The sequence below is a fragment of the Kordiimonas lacus genome, assembly GCF_001550055.1.
In the GTDB taxonomy this organism is placed as follows: domain Bacteria; phylum Pseudomonadota; class Alphaproteobacteria; order Sphingomonadales; family Kordiimonadaceae; genus Kordiimonas; species Kordiimonas lacus.
The window spans coordinates 95,664-111,974 of record NZ_LRUA01000006.1; the positions used below are offsets into that span (position 1 = coordinate 95,664).

Consider the following 16,311-nt stretch of genomic DNA (forward strand, 5'->3'; position numbering starts at 1 on the left):
GGACCACAATGACTAGTAAAGCTGACCAAGAACTGACTACTTTTATCCTCGACGAATGGAAGCGTCCGGTGCCGGATGCTGTCAAGCAGGCCGCACAGGCGGTTGCTGACAAGTTCGGCGATTGTGTTTCGGGTATCCTGTTCTATGGGTCTTGCCTGCGCACCGGCGACATCGAAGAAAAAGTTCTCGATTTCTACGTGATTGTGGACAGCTACAAGGAAGCGTACCAGAAGCGCTGGCTTGCGATTGCCAACCAGATTTGCCCGCCGAACGTCTTTTATCACGAGATGGACATCGCCGGCATGACCGTGCGTTGCAAATATGCTGTGCTGTCACGTTCCGATTTCGCTTTCCGGGTTCGCCCTGAATGCCTGAACGTGTCTGTATGGGCGCGCTTCTGCCAGCCTTGCATTCTGTTGCTGCCGAAGGACGACATGACCCGTCAGTCGATCGCTGGCGACGTGGCGCAGGCAATGAAAACCATGATCAGCAACCTTCTGGAGCTGATCCCGGGTGCCACCAATTCGCGTGACCTGTGGGTTGAAGCCTTCGAGCAGACCTATTCAGCTGAGCTGCGCTCAGAGCGCCGGGGCAAAGGCCTTGAGATTTACCTGCTGGACCAAGACCGCTATGACGCGCTGACGGCGCTTGCGGAAGAGGCCATGGGCATTGTGCCGGGCCCAATCCCACCGATCAAACAGCCACCCCGCACGGAACGCTTTGTGCCGCGGCTCAAGTGGTTCGCGCGCCGCTGCAACGGCAAGTTCGTCAGTTTCATGCGGCTGGTGAAAGCTGCCATGACATTCGACGGCGGCATCGATTATCTGGCCTGGAAGATCAAGCGCCACTCAGGCGTCGAGATCACGGTCACAGACCGCATGCGCAGGCATCCGATCCTGTCGGGCATTTCTCTGTTCTGGGGCCTCAAGCGCAAGGGCGCGTTCAAATAGCATTCTTTGAAATAGACAAAGAAAAAGGCGGCCAGTGAGCCGCCTTTGTTTTACCGGTTTGCTGTTCTGGCCTTAGGCCTTCAGCTCAAGCCCGACCTTGTCAGCCGTTGTCTTGAAGCGCTTGATGATCTCGTCGATCTGTTCGGTCGTGTGCTGGGCACAGACGCTGACGCGCATCAGGAACATACCGGCTGGCGTGGCTGGCGGTGCCGCCATATTCACATACACGCCTTCCATGATCAGCTGTTCCCAGAATTTGGTGCCGATCATCACATCCGGAAAATGCACGGCGATGATAGGGCTTTCAGCTTTCTCGGTACACAGGTCGAAGCCCGCATCCTTGAGGCCTGCGTGCAGGCGCTTGGCGTTTTCCCACAGGTGCGCCCGGCGGTTGGAGCCGCGCTTGATCGCCTCAATTGATTTGATCGCTGATGCCACCACACTTGGTGGCGGGCTGGCGGTAAAGATGTAGGGCCGGCTGACGTACCGAAGCACATCGAATTTCGGGTGGTTGGAAACAGCAAAACCGCCCACTGTGCCCACGGACTTGGAGAAAGTGCCGACATAAAAGTCCACCAGGTGTTCAACGCCCTCCTGTTCGGCGATGCCGCGGCCATTTTCGCCGCAGAAGCCCATCGAGTGCGCTTCGTCCACCAGCGTCATGCAGCCATATTTCTTTGCAACTTCAAGGAGTTCCTTCACTGGTGCCGCATCACCCAGCATGGAATAGATGCCTTCGATGACAACCAGCTTGCCTGCGTCTTCCGGCAGGCGTTTGAGGCGGCGTTCCATGTTGTCCACGTCATTATGCTTGAAGCGTACGATGGTGGCGTTGCCCATGGAGCAGCCATCATAGATGGAGGCGTGGCTATCAGCATCGATGATGACGAAATCGTCCTTGCCGCCGAGGGCCGAGATCATCCCCAGATTGGCTTGATAGCCGGTGGAGAAGACCATGCAGTGTTCCATGCCGTAGAAGTCGGCGATGGTTTCTTCAAGCTTCTTATGGCTCAGGTATGTGCCGTTCAGGGACCGGCTGCCTGTTGTTCCGGTACCGAAATCATCGAGGGCCTGCTTGGCGGCTTCGATGGCTTCCTCGTTGAAGGTCATGCCCATATAGTTGTTGGTGCCGGCAAGAATGGTGCGGCGGCCGCCGATCATGGCTTCGGTTTCCGAGATGATTTCTTCCATCACGACGGTGAAAGGGTCGGCCTTCTCGAACGGAAGGGACGCACGCAGTGCGGCAATTGAATCAAACTTATCCAGCAGGTCCACGGTATATCAGCCTTTTTTCAGGATTTTCTCTACGGCATCGGCAACGTGGGCGATGGTTTCCAGCTCAGGCAACAGGTTGAGTGGCAAAACAATGTCGAACTCGTCCTCAATGTCGGCCACAAGATCCATAACCGTCAGGGAATCAAGTTCAAGGTCAGACGCGAACGTAACATCCGGCGCGAGATCGATGCCCTTTTTATTGAGCGGTTCGATCAATTCGTAAATCTTTTCAATGGTTTCCGCTTTAGCCATCGTGTCTGCCTATCTAAAATAATTTTTGCGGGATTGCATAGCGTCCTTATATCGGGACGCGCGCCATCATAAAAGCCCGTTTTTTCGATACCAGTCGATCGTGCTCTTTAGGCCTGCTTTAAGGTCATATTGCGGCGCCCAGTTGGTCAGATGAGGGCGACGGGCGTTCCGAACGGTCCAGTCCTTGTGGCACAGGTATCGTGCGGTGGACATGGTCAGCATCACTGGACGTCGGATAATCGTGGCGATCAGGCCGTTGATGAAGCCGATCAGCCCCAGAATGGGGAAGGGGATCGGCAATATGAAGGGCGGCTTGTCGTGTTTGCCGCCAAGGGCCTCAGCGACATCCGCAAGCGTGTAGCCGCCTGACTTGCCGTCATCGAGTTCCAGTACCGCGCTTTTATTCTTACCGTCGGACAGGGCGACCAGCGCCGACGCCATGTCGCGGCCATGGATCATGGCAAAACGGTTGTGGCGGCTGCCGGGGGCCGGGAGAAGGCGGTATTTGAGCGCCTTGAACAGCTTCAGGATTTCCTTGTCGCCTGGGCCATAGATGGCCGGTGGGCGAACAATGGTCCAGGTGAAGGGCCAGTTGCGGGCTGTCAACACCAGTTCAGACGCGCGCTTGCTGGCACCATAATGGGACAGCATCGGCTCCCGCGCGGCCATGGAAGACACATGAACCACGTGGCCAACGCCGGCCTTGGCGGCGATTTCCATCAGGCGCTTGGTGCCGCCTACGTTCACGTCGAAAAAGATATCGCGGTTGAGCGCCTTGGTCAGGCCGGCGATATGGACCAGCACGTCTGTGCCGTCGCACAGGGCCTTGAGCGCCGTGTCGTCATCAAGATCACCGGAAACCCAGGTTACACCGTCGCGGGCGGCCTGATGGCGGCGGGTCAGCGCTTTCACCTTGTAGCCTGCCTCGAGATAGCAATCGACCGCATGGCCACCAAGAAACCCGGTGGCACCTGTGAGTGCGACTGTTTTCTGGTCACCCTTTGAGGCGGACGTCTTGGCCATATCTAGCTTGCGATGGCTTGAAGGTTGCCGGAGAGATATTCGTTGCGGGCTTTCACGCGGCTCAGCTTGCCCGACGATGTCCGGGGCAGGGAGCGCGGCGGCACCAGTTCGATCATGCAGTTGATGCCGGTCGAGGACTGGATGTGTTTTTTAAGGGCCGCTACGAACTTGATCCGATCATCGGTTTCCAGAATGCGACACTGCGCGAGAATGAGCGGCACTTCCTCGGCATTTTCGCCGGGAATGGAAATCGCCGCCACATCGCCGGTTTTCACGCCCGGAAGCTGCTCGGCGGCCCATTCGATGTCCTGTGGCCAATGGTTGCGGCCGTTGACAATGATCATATCCTTCGCGCGACCAACGATATAGATACAGCCGTCCTTCAGGTAGCCCATGTCACCGGTATCAAGCCAGCCATCGGGGCTAAGGACCGCGCGGGTCGTCTCAGGGTCATTGAAATATTCGCGCATCACGGAAACACCGCGCAGGAACACGCGGCCAACTGTGTGGTCCGGTACCACATTGCCGTCTTCGTCGCGCATTTCAACGTCATATTCCGGCAGTGGCTTGCCGCAGTTGACCACCTCGCGCATCCGCGGTGTTTCGCCCGAGCCGTTCACCAGCACATGTTTGTCGCCGGTCAGCTTGCTTTCTTCGATCAGGTCAACCTCGATGCCTTTGCCAACGGTGCCGAAGCTGACGCCCAGCGTACATTCGGCAAGGCCGTAGCTTGGCAGGAAGGCTTCCATCTTGAAGCCGATATCCTTGAAGGTCTCATAGAAGGCGCGCATCACTTCGGGGCGGATCATTTCCGCGCCACAACCGGCCACGCGTACGCTGGAGAGGTCAAGACCTTCCATGGCGCTGGAGCGCAGGGCCGCCCGGCGTGAACAGATATCGAAGCCAAAAGTTGGGCTGTAGGTGATGGTGCCTTTGTTGGCACTGAGTACACGCAGCCACGAAAGCGGGCGGCGGGCAAATTCTTCTGTCGGAATGAAATCAACCGACACCTGTGTTGTCAGCGTGGTCAGCAGTGTGCCCACGAGGCCCATGTCGTGATAGAAGGGCAGCCACGAGCAGCAGCGGTCGTCTTCGCCAATATGCACACCGTGATAGCCCATGCCGTGCGTGTTCGACAGCAGCGACCGGTGGGTTACCGACACGCCATGCGGAAAGCGCGTGGAGCCAGAGCTGTATTGCAGGTAAGCCAGATCATCAGGTGAGGGCAGGCGCACATCGCCTTCGCCTTCGGCATTCAGGTATTCCTGATAGGAGCCTGAGAAACGGAGTTCCAGGCCCTCGGTGGCTTCTGCCACGATCTCGTCCATGAAGCTTGGTGCCATCAGGCCATTGGCCTGGCAGCTGTTCATCTGCAGCTGCAACTGCGAGACATAGCCGTCCTTGCCGCCGAAGGATGTCGGGAGGGGCAGGGGAACCGGCAGCACGCTGGCATACTGGCAGCCAACAAAGAAACAGACAAAATCGGCGCTGGTTTCCGCGATCAGGGCGATCCGGTCGCCTTTCTCGAAACCCATGCCGACAAGTTTGCGGCCGATAACTTCGGCACGGTCGCGAACGTCTCGCCATGGAAGGGATTCAACAAGATCACCGCGGGCGTTGAAAAAATTCGGGCCACGAAGCCCTTTGGCCGCGTACTCGATTGCATCAACAAGCGTGTCAAAATCCGAATAGCGCCGTGGAAGCGTTGGATCTTGTGTTGGTGTCACATCAGTCATTACGTCGGCTTCAACCATATTTGCCCCAAGATTTTACCTTGGCCGGACCTAACAAAACAAAACACAAAGCCTTCGGCGCGCCGAAACTTTATATAAATTACATATTTAGCACATAAATGCCTAGGCCAAAAAAGCGCTTGATTTTGACCTGCCATTACCTGTTCACTCAGAAACAGTCGTGTGCGTGAATATTACGGCTGAATTACAGTCTGTAACCAGACGGCGCAAGAGAATTCTGGCCCCATGTACACACGCACCGCCCGAATAGAAGAGGATTGAGGCTAAAAAATGACACTGCTGTCATCCAGTTTCAGCAACGATCTGCTCCTGAAGGTGCGGGAGCAGACACCAGGCACAAACACCACACTTCATCTGGATAATTGCGGTTCCGCGCTGATGCCGGCGCCCGTTATCGACGCGATTGAGGCGCACTTGGCGCAGGAAATTTACCACGGCGGCTATGTTGCTCAAGAGCAACAGTCTCAGGCCCTTGAAGGGGCGTATGAGGCCATCGCGGGCCTTCTGGGTGCCAATCGGAGCGAAATGGCGCTCACAGGCAGCGCGGTAGAGGCCTGGGCCAAGGCCTTCTATAGCGTACCCTTTGAGCGGGGTGACAATATCGTCACCGCCTTCAATGAATATTGCAGCAACTTTGTTTCCTTCCTGCAGCTCAGGGACCGCTTTGGCCTTGAAATTCGCGTGGCGCGGGCTGACGCTGAGGGCAAGCTGGACGTTGATCACCTTGAAAGTCTGGTCGACAGCCGCACCAGGCTGATTGCCATTGCCATGGTGCCGTCATCGAGTGGGCAAGTGAACCCGGTGGCGGATGTTGGCCGCGTCGCCCGCGATCGCGATGTGCTTTATTTGCTGGATGCCTGCCAGGCGGTGGGGCAGATGCGCGTGGATGTGGGAGAGATTGGTTGCCACATGTTGACGGGCACTTCGCGCAAGTTTCTGCGCGGGCCGCGCGGTGTTGGGTTCCTGTATGTGCAGGCAGACACGCTCAAGCGGCTCGATCCGGCTTTCCTGTCGAACCAGGCGGCGGTATGGGTATCAGAAGACAGCTATGACCTGCGGGCCGATGCCGGCGTGTTCGAGGACTGGGAGCGGTCCGTCGTCAACCAGTTGGGTTTCGGCGCGGCAGTGAAATACCTGCAGCAGCTTGGACCAGATATCTGTTTTGAGCGCACGCAGGCCATGGCCGCCTACTTGCGCGAAGGCCTTTACGGCATAAAGGGTGTGGTCGGCACCTGTCCGCCAGATGCTACAGCCGCCATTGTTACCTTCAACAAGACGGGTTTGCAGGCAGTAGACGTGAAAAAGCGGCTGGCAGCAGACGGCATCAACGTGCAGGTAGCGAATGTAATCCACACCCGTCTTGATCTGGGCGCGCGAGGAATTGAGACCACAGTGCGGGTATCACCACATTATTATAACACGCGCGAAGAAGTTGACCGGTTCCTGAATGCCGTGGAGGCCTTGTGACCTCGGATAAGCCAGATAAAAGTGGCAAGCCTGATAAGGCGAAAGGCCGCAGGCAAGGCCCGCGCAAAGTCAGCGCAGGCTACCTGGAGCGCGCGGCCCTTCATTATCTGGGGCGTTTTTCCACCACTGAAGCCAATCTGCGTGCTGTGCTTGAACGCAAGATCCGTCGCCGGAATGAAGAAAACGCGCCACCAACCGACGAACAGCTTGGTTGGGTGGATACGGTGGTCGCCAAATGCGTCAGCTACGGCTACGTGGACGATGCGACCTATGCTCGCAGCCGAGTCGACACCCTGATCCGAAAAGGCAAGCCTACCCGCATGATCGCGCAGGACCTGCGTTACAAAGGCGTGCCAACGGAAATCGCCGACGCCACGATGCGGGCCATCAGTGAAGATAATGAGCGTGACCCAGACCGGCAAGCGGCCGCAGCCTATGTGCGCAGGCGGCGGTTTGGCGCTTTCCGGCGTGCGGACCGGGATGTGGAAGGCAAGCTGGACAAAGAAAAGGCCGCCATGATGCGGGCCGGATTTTCTTATGGGCTGGTGGCCGAAATGCTGTCGCTCAGCGAAGACGAAATTCTCGACCTGCTGCCTTGACGGGCCTAATCCGGCACCGCGCCAAACTGGGCCAATGCTTCTGGGGTGTCGAGGTCAATCAGGATGCCGTGGTCATCCACCGGCACTTCGCACACCAAGTTCTCATGATCATGGATCATCTGCCGACCACCTTTGTCACCCTCAATTGTCAGTAGGGCTTCAACCATGTCCCGATGCCACAGCACAGGGTTGCCCCGCTTGCCGTTGAAAGTGGGGATAAACATCTTGAATTCAGACAAGCGGTTTCCGGCTTCGGCCAGCGCTTTGATGGTCTCCGGTTTAACAAACGGCATATCGCCCAGGCAGACACAGACGAATTCTGCAGTTTCAGGAAGGTGCGCCAGTCCCCGTTTCAGGCTGCCGGCCATGCCATCCTTGAAAGCACTATTATGTGCCCGGGTGTAATTGAGGCCTGAAAGAGCTTCGGCCACGGCCTCGCCTTCATGGCCGGTAACTAGAATGGGCGGGTTGAACCCTGTCTGGCTGACAGCAGCAAGGGTTTGGCGCACCACCGTGTGGCCGTTCATGCGCGACAACAGTTTGTTCTGGGCGCCAGAGCGGCTGGATCTTCCTGCCGCCAGCACGATTGGCTGGACGTTCGGCTGCGCCTGCCGGTGTAGTGGTGCGCGGGGCTCCGGCCTGAAAGGTGTTTCCTTCAGAAGGCCACCAACGCCCATATCCGCAATGTCGTCACGGGTGACAGGAAGGCGGGCGGCGAATCGTTCCAGAACCCAATCAAGGCCGTTCAGAGCAGGAGACCGCGCACAGCCCGGCAGGCCAATAACGGTAATGCCCTCAAGTTGGCCCAGCATCAACAGATTGCCCGGGTCAACAGGCATGCCAAGCGATGTGATGCTGCCGCCTGCGGCCTCAAGGGCCGCGGGGATCACATCTCGCCGGTCGCTGATGGCGGAAAGGCCCAAGACCAGCAGCAGGTCGGGCTTTCTGTCGGCGGCGGCCTGCAGCGCTTCAACAAGTGCCGGAACCGTATGGTCACACCCTTCATAGGCGGTAATAGCGCCCTCAAGCGCCGCAAGCCGGTTTTCTGTCAGCCGGTAGGCTTTGTCTGACAGGGCCTGTCCGGTTACGACCATATGAGCCGTGAAAGGCTGGAAGCGCGCAACGGTAAGCACGCTCTTCAGTTGGGTGGCCTTGTCCAAACTGGCTTTTTTCACGCCATAGGGAATGATTTTGGCGGTAGCCACCAACTGCCCCGCTGCGACTGGGCTAAGGTGAGGCAGGGTGGACACGGCAATCGCCTCATCGGCCCGGTTGACGGTGTTGAGGGCCTCCGGTGCCAGCAGAAGCCCAGCCGCCTCAGTGTGCAGGTTACAACGACCACGCGTGGAAATTCCGAGCCTGAGGCCGGAACCAGCCACTTGGCGGGCAATGCTTTCCGCGGCTTCATCTTCACCGACGTCGTCGGAGTCCAGGCGGAACGCGTATACCTGATCCACCCCAGCGCCGGTCAGCGCTTCGATGTGCGCTGGCGTCAATGTCAGGCCTTTCGGCAGCTTTCTGTTTCCAGCCCGCACACTGTGGGCTAGGGACCAGCCTTTGGCGTCAAGTGTATCAATTTCCCGAAATTCCATCAGCTACACCTGCGTACAAGTGTGACTTCCGCCAAAATGGCAATTGCAATTTCAGCCGGTGTCTTTGCACCGATATTCAATCCCACTGGCCCTCTGATCCGCTGCAGGTCTTCGCCGCTGAAACCTTTTTCTATCAGGCGCTCCAGCCTGGCCGCATGGGTTTTCTTGCTGCCCAGGCTGCCAATGTAGAAAGCGGGGCTTTCAAGCGCAGGAATGAGGGCGGCGTCATCAATTTTGGGGTCATGGGTCAATGTGACCACGCCCGTGTGGGCATCTGGCGGAATGCGGGTGAACAATTCATCCGGCCAGTCCTCCACCAGGCGGGATTCGCCAAAAGATCGGCTTTCTGTAAAAGCCGCCCTCGGGTCCACCACCGTGACGTCATAGCCTGCCTGGATCGCCATGGGTGCCAGATGCTGCGCAATATGCACCGCGCCAACAATCACCAGCCGGTGCTTGGGGTGAAGCGGCAGCATCAGCTGGGTGTCATCAAACGCAAGGTCGCCAGGTGTTTCTGTTTCGTCAAAGGCGAGCGCCCCGGTATGCAGGTCAATGGAAATACGCCCGGATTGTCGGTCTGTGATCGCCGCCAGAACGGACTGGCAATCCGCGCCAATATCACCGGAAAGGGCGACAATCAGAATGTCGATCTGACCGCCGCAGGCAAGGCCCACGTCCCAGGCTTGTTCGCTGGAAACGGTGAAACTGAGAATTTTGCTGCCGCCGGTTTGCGTCATCTGATTGGCTTCAGCAATCACGGTCCCTTCAACGCAGCCGCCGGAGACTGACCCTTCGAACCGGCCGTCACCTGCGATGGCCATCAGGCTGCCAACACCGCGCGGCGCCGAACCCCAGGTCTTGGTAACTACGGCGAGTGCCGTTTTTAGCCCGGCTTTGTGCCAGCCAGAGAGGGATTCAAATATTTTTTCCATGATTGTTTTGCCGCTCTCGCCCACTTGATCGTCATATTAACGGTAGTCAGCATGGTGGGCTTGTGCAAGATCAACCTTTGGCCAGTCCGCCATGCGTGGTCATAGGGTTTGGCTTGATTTGGGCTTCTGCGCGCAGTAAAAGCAAGCCCTGTAACTTTTGCCTGTAAAAATGGCTGAACAGTAAAAAAGGGATAAATTATGGCGTCGCTTTTCGCGAACCCAGCGGGTAGGAACTTCCTGGGTAACTCAGCCGAATGGTACAAGTTTACCATTCTGGCGTTTCTGATCATCAACCCAATTTTGTATTTCACAGTAGGCCCTTACATTGCCGGCTGGGTTTTGGTTCTCGAGTTTATCTTTACGCTGGCGATGGCGCTGAAGTGCTATCCCCTGCAGCCGGGCGGTTTGCTGGCAATCGAAGCCGTCGCTATCGGAATGACATCGCCGGGAACAATCTGGCATGAAGTGCAGGTGAACCTTGAAGTCGTGATGCTTCTGGTATTCATGGTTGCGGGCATTTACTTCATGAAGAGCATGCTGTTGTTCGTTTTCACCAAGATTTTGGTGAAGGTACGCAACAAGATTCTTTTGTCGCTCATCTTCAGCTTAATGGCGGCCTTCCTGTCGGCCTTCCTGGATGCTCTGACGGTGACGGCGGTTGTTATTGCCATTTCTGTTGGTTTCTACTCGATCTACCACAAGGTCGCGTCGGGCAAGGAATTCCACCACGACCACGACCACTTGCATGACGGTGAACTGGACAAACTTACGCATGAGGATCTTGAAGGTTTTCGCGCTTTCCTGCGTAGCCTGATGATGCACGCTGCTGTTGGTACGGCGCTTGGTGGTGTGATGACACTGGTTGGCGAACCACAGAATATTCTGATTGCATCCCAGGCTAACTGGGAGTTCCAGGAATTCTTCTTCCGGATGCTGCCTGTAACATTGCCCGTTCTTATTGCAGGCCTGCTGACTTGTATAGCTCTCGAAATGACGGGCATTCTGGGTTACGGCGCAAAGCTCCCAGCAAAGGTCCTAAACGTTATCGCCGATTATGATGCTTACACTTCCGAGCGTCGGACTACGCGTGACAAAGCGTCCTTGGTCGTTCAGGGTATTGTTGGTGTTTGGCTTGTGGTCGCACTGCTGTTGCACCTGGCACCGGTGGGCATCATCGGCCTGTCGGTTATTGTGCTGGCATCAGCCTTCACCGGCATCACCGAAGAACATCAGATTGGTCATGCGTTTGAAGAGGCACTGCCATTCACGTCGCTTCTTGTTGTCTTCTTCGCTATCGTGGGTGTTATTGCGGACAATAACCTTTTCAAGCCGGTAACGGACTTTGTCCTCAGCCTCGATGGCCATAGCCAGATCACCACGCTCTATATGGCGAACGGTGCACTGTCTGCGATTTCGGATAACGTGTTCGTAGCGACAGTGTATGTTAGTGAAATGGGTAAAGCCCTGGTTGATGGCGTGATCGACCGTGACACCTACGATCTGATGGCGGTGGCAATCAACACAGGTACCAACATCCCGTCTGTTGCAACGCCAAACGGGCAGGCTGCGTTCCTGTTCCTGCTGACATCTGCGCTGGCACCGCTTATTCGCCTGTCCTACATGACAATGGTGAAAATGGCGCTGCCATACACCATCGTGATGTCCATTGTTGGCTATGTCGCGGTCGCGAATTTCCTCGAGCCAATGACGGAAAGGTTGTATGAAGGCCACTATATCGAGCATCACACAGACCTGCCTGGGCAGGCCCCCAAGGAGGGCGGCCACTAAAAAATTGCCTGCTAAACAATAAGTTGCTTTGCGGCGCCTGCGACAAAAGTGTTGCGGGCGCCGTTTTTTATGACTAGCATTGCCTGATATTGCTAATCTTTAGTGCCTGTGCAGGGTATTCCTAAGGGGGGAATGGTATGGACGGCCGTAGTACGATCTGTTCTGAGGAACGGCCCGATGAAGTGAGCCAGCTTGTGACTGGCAGGGTCAAGTGGTTTGACGCCGTGAAGGGGTATGGTTTTATCGTACCTGATGACGAAGACGGCGATGTGCTATTGCATTTTTCTGTTTTACGAGATGTCGGACGCCGCTCGGTGCCCGAAGGAACGACTGTTGTTTGTCAGGCCGTTGTGCGTGACAAAGGACGTCAGGCGACTGAAGTTCAGTCGTTGGACCTGTCCACGGCGGTCGCACCTGAGGACCTGGGTCGGTCATCTTTCTCGCATCCTGGTATGGACATCGATGTATCTCCGGATTTTGAAGATGTCGTGGTGAAATGGTTCAACCGCACCAAGGGGTATGGCTTTGTCTCCCGCGGTGAGGGCACCCAGGATATCTTCGTGCATATTGAAACGCTTCGTCGGGCGGGTCTTACCGACCTTGAGCCCAGCCAGGAAGTGCGGGTTCGTATCGGTACCGGTGAACGGGGACCGCTTGTGGCACAAATCGCGCTTCCGGGGGATGCGTGAGGCATCCGTCGGCTATGAAGCGTTCTAAAACGAATATGCGACAAGGATGGGCGATCGGCGCTTTTTTCTTGTCGCTTTTTCTTATTGTGCTGGGCGCAAGCACCCATGCAGCAGCTGATATGGGCTCTGTAAGGGTGGACAGCGAAAATGGCTCTCACCAATTTTCCGTGGAGCTGGCCCTGACACCGCCCGCGCAGGCGCGCGGCCTGATGTTCCGGGCAAAGCTCGATCCCGACAAAGGCATGCTGTTCATTTTTCCGGAAGCCGATATGCGCTCCTTCTGGATGAAGAATACACTGATTCCGCTGGATATCATCTTCATCCGCGAGAATGGCACCATCATCAATATTGTCGAGAATGCTGAGCCTCGAACCCTGACACCACGCGAGTCTCTGGCGCCTGCCGTGGCAGTGCTGGAGATTGCTGGCGGGCGTGCCCGTGCGCTTGGTATCAAGCCAGGCGATACGGTGCGGCATGATTTCCTGGGCAACATGGGGTCCCGTTGATGGGGCTGGGGCCACGGCGTGCGACACCGGACATGGTCGCGGCGGCCAACCCGCCTGCCGGGTTCGAACCTATCCTGTCCAACAGTCCGTTTGGCTGGGAAAACGGGCCGATTTTCGAGAAGACAGACGATAGTGGCAAGGTGCGTGGGTTTCGCGTCGCCGACCGCCACATCAATGCGGGCGGTGCCTGCCACGGCGGCATGATAATGACGTTTGCAGATATCCTGCTGGCAACGGCTGTCTTTGTTGTCGCTGAGCCGCCGTTCGTGACCGTTCGCCTGACCACCGATTTTATCGGCCCGGCGTTCAAGGGTGAATGGCTAGAGGGGCGGGCTTGCGTCACTGGTATTGATGACGGCCTTGTTGCTGTGACGGGCGAGATGCATGCGGGCGACCGAGCGGTGGCAAGCGTGAGCGGGCTGTTCAAGACAATCCGCCCACGCGAAGGGCGCTAAAGCACAATCACCAGGTCGGTGATCTTGTCGATCCCGACCAGGAAAATGCTGTCGCCTTCGCCCAGTTCCAGCATCAGGCCTGTGACACCATTTTGTGTGGCAAGGTGGGCTGAACCAACGATTTCTGCGATGCTGTCAAACCGGTCGCTATAGCCCTCAAGCATCAGCGTGTCCTCGCCCAGGCCGAAGTCCAGCACTGTGTCGGCACCACTGCCTTCCTTGAAATAGAAAGCATCATCACCCGTGCCACCAGACAGGAAATCGTCGCCCGTTCCGCCATAAAGAACATCGTGGCCACCATTGCCGCCCAGACTGTCGTCGCCCGCACCACCAAAGAGCGTGTCATTGTCGGCACCGCCAGAAACCTCGTCATCACCGCCGGACGCGAAGACCACATCATTGCCTTCACCGGCGTCAATCACGTCATTGATGCCGGTGTCGGCCCCATCATTCTTGCCGCCATAAATGACGTCATGGCCGTCACCGCCGAAGATGATGTCATCACCTTGGCCGCCGCCAATGACATCATCGCCGCGCGCACCATACACCTTGTCGTTGCCTGTACCGCTATAGAGGACGTTCCTGGCGGTGGAGCCATAATCATACGGCTTGCCGCTGTCGTCGGTTTCGCCGTCCAGCAAGGGATTGCCGCCGTGGATTGTGTCATCGCCGGCGCCGCCGAAGATGGAATCCTCACCGTCCAGACGCTGTTCATAGGCCACAAAAACCAAATCGCGAATATCGCTGCTGCTCAGTTGACCACCAATGATCAGGTCGTTCCCGGCGCCGCCCCCGATGATGTCATCGCCGGCACCGCCAATCACTGTGTCGCTGCCTGTGTCACCGGCCCCCGCCCAACTGATGTCATTACCGTCTCCCAGGGTCAGGCTGTCGTCGCCGTCGCCGCCAATCACCGTGTCGTTCCCGGACCGGGCGGCTATCACGTTCGCGGCGGCGTCGCCAATCATCCTGTTGGCACCGCTGTCGCCACCATAAGGGTTGATGACAGTGAAACTACGGTCAGTAAGTGCAAGTGTCGCCCGGTTGTAGGCGGCATCATTGAGGGACAGGCGCTCAACGGTAAAATTGCCGGCAGGGAAAGTCCCATTGAAGGCGAAAGTGGCGGTGCCACCTGTGTTGTCGTCATTGAGAACCGCTGGGGCGTTCAGTTGGTAGAGGCCGCCTTTGTCGCTCCTGAGGGTCAGGGAGGCGCTGGTAACGCCTGTGTCGTCGAGGCCATTATCGGTGGCTTCAAACGCAAGCACCAGGCTGCCACCATCTGCACCGACGGTCACAGCTTGGGCAAGGGAGAAGCTTGAGACCGCCGGGGCTGACGAATCCTCAAGGGCCGCGCGCGCCGCCACGTTGATGATGGTCTCAAATCCCATTTCCTGCAGTTTCTCCGTGCCCAGCAGGTGGGTGTTGCCCTGATCGTCGGAAATCCTGAGGCGGGTCAATATATAGTCGCCTGCCGGGGCTTCGGTGTTGAAGGTAGACAGGCCGATTTCTCCGCCGGGAATGTCGCCGAACAGGCCCCATTCGCCGCCTGCGACTGCAGGGGAGCCCTCGCCAATATCAAACTCAAATTCTATCAGGTTCAGGCCGGACGACGGGTCCGCTACATTCAGCGTGAAGCTGATCTCAACGGAATCGTCATCCCCCGTGGAAAAGGGATTGTCTGACGCGATGGTGAAACTGCGGCTTGGCAGGTCCAGGCTGGTGATTTCCGGCGCTGACCGATCTTCGTCTGGCACATCCAGTGTCACAAATCGGGTCTCTGCCAGGCTTGAGACCGCGTCCGCCCCAAATATGTGCGACGCTGGCAGGTCAGGGTTGGCGTCCGTATCGAATGTCACCGTCACTTGTGCCAGCGCCCATTCCCCGCTGGGGTCATATTCATCCAGTTCAATGGTCAGCAGCTGCAGGTTGTCACCGTCTGATTTCTCGGCTGAGGCTGAAGCGGTGCGCCCGGTTGGGGATACCAGCAGCACCGAAACGTCTGTGATGGCTGCCAGCATAGTGTCCACCAGGTCGACACTGACAGAAACGCTGGGTGCGTCGGCTTCACCGCCGCCAGGCACCGGTGTGCCGATTGCCACTGAATTGATGATTGCTTCACCGCTTTCAGGCAAAGCGCCAGGGTCCCGGCCAGCTGCTTGTGCGCCGCCTTCGCCTTTTGTGGCTCCACGCCACGATCCTTTGGTTTTGGTTGCCATGATTCCCCCAATCATATGCGACAGCCAATATCTTGGCCATCATCCACATACCATAATATGTGAAATTATGGCGGGAAAATGTTTTCTTATAGTTGCATTGAGGCGTGAGGAAGGACCGTCACTGGTTTTTGCGCGCGGGGCATGGTAGGGGAAGCGCCGTTTGTTTTACCACCGAATGCCAGGCAAATGCCGGGAAGGAATCCAATGACTGTCGAAAAAATCTATGCCGGATTTCTGGGTGAATGGCAGCTTGATGTTGCTGAATCGCATTATGGCCAGGGTGAAGCGCCCGTCTCGGGAGGCTATGCGATCAGTGAAAGCCAGGAAGGTTTGGTGTTCGTTATCAGTTGGCAGGACAGCGACGGAAAAGATCATTCCTTCAGCTTTTCCGGCATTCCCGACGGGGAGGCCCGGCCCTTTGCCGGTGATGACCTGATCGACTCCATGTCGGTTTCTGTGCCTCACCCCAATGAGTTGACCAGCAAGGCCTTCTTTAAGGGCAGGGAGCTGATGACAGCCAGGCGCGTGCTTGTGGAAGACGGTGCGGTGATGGAGATCACCCAGTCGGTGGTATTGCCGGATGGATCGCAGCCCGCAAACGTCGCGCGCTACAGGCGCAAACTGCATTCCTGAGGGCGCGGGAAAATATTTGGATTTTTTTTGAATTTTCCGCTTGCATTCAAAATCGCCAAACATTAGAAAGCGCGGGCGTCGGGGAGTGGCGCAGCCTGGTAGCGCACCTGTTTTGGGTACAGGGGGTCGCTAGTTCGAATCTAGTCTCCCCGACCATTTCTCTCCTTATCAGGAGGAGAG

15 protein-coding genes and 1 tRNA gene are annotated in these 16,311 nt (G+C 57.1%); 9 read left to right on the top strand and 7 right to left on the bottom strand.

The features are described 5' to 3' along the window. The first annotated feature begins 8 nt into the window (after positions 1–8). Entirely contained in the window at positions 9–950 is a 942-nt protein-coding gene (locus tag KORLAC_RS08555; protein WP_068305456.1) for a hypothetical protein, read from the top strand. A gap of 72 nt (positions 951–1,022) precedes the next feature. On the opposite strand, the gene spt is transcribed toward KORLAC_RS08555, so the two are convergent. The 4 genes from spt to KORLAC_RS08575 all read right to left on the bottom strand — a co-directional run bounded on the left by spt (position 1,023) and on the right by KORLAC_RS08575 (position 5,254). After that, entirely contained in the window at positions 1,023–2,225 is a 1,203-nt protein-coding gene (gene spt / locus KORLAC_RS08560; RefSeq protein WP_068305460.1) for a serine palmitoyltransferase, read from the bottom strand. A 6-nt stretch (positions 2,226–2,231) separates the two neighbouring features. Beyond that, complete coding sequence (locus KORLAC_RS08565; RefSeq protein WP_068305462.1) at positions 2,232–2,477, bottom strand: acyl carrier protein; 246 nt, start codon at positions 2,475–2,477, stop codon at positions 2,232–2,234. Between the two features lie 66 nt (positions 2,478–2,543). Further along, the gene (locus KORLAC_RS08570) at positions 2,544–3,500 is read right to left on the bottom strand and encodes an NAD-dependent epimerase/dehydratase family protein (protein ID WP_068305465.1); all 957 of its coding nucleotides are present in this window, start codon (positions 3,498–3,500) and stop codon (positions 2,544–2,546) included. Between the two features lie 2 nt (positions 3,501–3,502). Next, complete coding sequence (locus KORLAC_RS08575) at positions 3,503–5,254, bottom strand: fatty acyl-AMP ligase (RefSeq protein WP_068305468.1); 1,752 nt, start codon at positions 5,252–5,254, stop codon at positions 3,503–3,505. Positions 5,255–5,524: 270 nt separating this feature from the next. Here KORLAC_RS08575 and KORLAC_RS08580 point away from each other — a divergent pair, with 270 nt between their 5' ends. Both KORLAC_RS08580 and KORLAC_RS08585 read left to right on the top strand, forming a co-directional pair. After that, a complete protein-coding gene (locus KORLAC_RS08580) occupies positions 5,525–6,721 on the top strand; it encodes an aminotransferase class V-fold PLP-dependent enzyme (RefSeq protein ID WP_068305471.1) in 1,197 nt (398 codons plus the stop codon). Continuing rightward, positions 6,718–7,320 carry a regulatory protein RecX gene (locus KORLAC_RS08585; RefSeq protein ID WP_068305474.1) on the top strand — a complete coding sequence of 201 codons (603 nt, stop codon included), beginning with the start codon at positions 6,718–6,720 and terminating at the stop codon, positions 7,318–7,320. Before KORLAC_RS08580 ends, KORLAC_RS08585 begins: the two co-directional genes overlap by 4 nt. A gap of 5 nt (positions 7,321–7,325) precedes the next feature. Here the strand turns inward: KORLAC_RS08585 and KORLAC_RS08590 are convergent, their stop codons facing one another. Together KORLAC_RS08590 and KORLAC_RS08595 are read right to left on the bottom strand one after the other, a co-directional pair. Next, positions 7,326–8,912, bottom strand: coding sequence for an NTP transferase domain-containing protein (locus KORLAC_RS08590; protein ID WP_068305479.1), 1,587 nt, complete (start codon positions 8,910–8,912; stop codon positions 7,326–7,328). Continuing rightward, positions 8,912–9,844, bottom strand: a complete 933-nt coding sequence (locus KORLAC_RS08595; protein ID WP_074519300.1) for an XdhC family protein — start codon at positions 9,842–9,844, stop codon at positions 8,912–8,914. The genes KORLAC_RS08590 and KORLAC_RS08595 overlap by 1 nt, the downstream gene beginning before the upstream one ends. 198 nt (positions 9,845–10,042) lie before the next feature. Between KORLAC_RS08595 and nhaB the strand changes: the two genes are divergently transcribed. The 4 genes from nhaB to KORLAC_RS08615 all read left to right on the top strand — a co-directional run bounded on the left by nhaB (position 10,043) and on the right by KORLAC_RS08615 (position 13,282). Continuing rightward, positions 10,043–11,632 carry a sodium/proton antiporter NhaB gene (nhaB, locus tag KORLAC_RS08600; RefSeq protein WP_068305484.1) on the top strand — a complete coding sequence of 530 codons (1,590 nt, stop codon included), beginning with the start codon at positions 10,043–10,045 and terminating at the stop codon, positions 11,630–11,632. Between the two features lie 137 nt (positions 11,633–11,769). After that, positions 11,770–12,321 (top strand): cold-shock protein, encoded by a 552-nt coding sequence (locus KORLAC_RS08605; protein ID WP_068305490.1) that lies wholly within the window; start codon positions 11,770–11,772, stop codon positions 12,319–12,321. 68 nt (positions 12,322–12,389) lie between these two features. Continuing rightward, the gene (locus KORLAC_RS08610) at positions 12,390–12,827 is read left to right on the top strand and encodes a DUF192 domain-containing protein (protein ID WP_241493392.1); all 438 of its coding nucleotides are present in this window, start codon (positions 12,390–12,392) and stop codon (positions 12,825–12,827) included. Continuing rightward, positions 12,827–13,282: a PaaI family thioesterase gene (locus KORLAC_RS08615; protein ID WP_068305492.1), complete on the top strand. Its 456-nt coding sequence runs from the start codon at positions 12,827–12,829 to the stop codon at positions 13,280–13,282. Before KORLAC_RS08610 ends, KORLAC_RS08615 begins: the two co-directional genes overlap by 1 nt. Here the strand turns inward: KORLAC_RS08615 and KORLAC_RS08620 are convergent. Next, complete coding sequence (locus KORLAC_RS08620; RefSeq protein ID WP_068305495.1) at positions 13,279–15,498, bottom strand: calcium-binding protein; 2,220 nt, start codon at positions 15,496–15,498, stop codon at positions 13,279–13,281. The two genes, KORLAC_RS08615 and KORLAC_RS08620, sit on opposite strands and share 4 nt — an antisense overlap. 204 nt (positions 15,499–15,702) lie before the next feature. Here KORLAC_RS08620 and KORLAC_RS08625 point away from each other — a divergent pair, with 204 nt between their 5' ends. Both KORLAC_RS08625 and KORLAC_RS08630 read left to right on the top strand, forming a co-directional pair. Beyond that, positions 15,703–16,131, top strand: a complete 429-nt coding sequence (locus KORLAC_RS08625) for a hypothetical protein (protein ID WP_068305497.1) — start codon at positions 15,703–15,705, stop codon at positions 16,129–16,131. A gap of 79 nt (positions 16,132–16,210) precedes the next feature. Beyond that, positions 16,211–16,287, top strand: a tRNA-Pro gene (locus KORLAC_RS08630). The last annotated feature ends 24 nt before the right edge of the window (positions 16,288–16,311 follow it).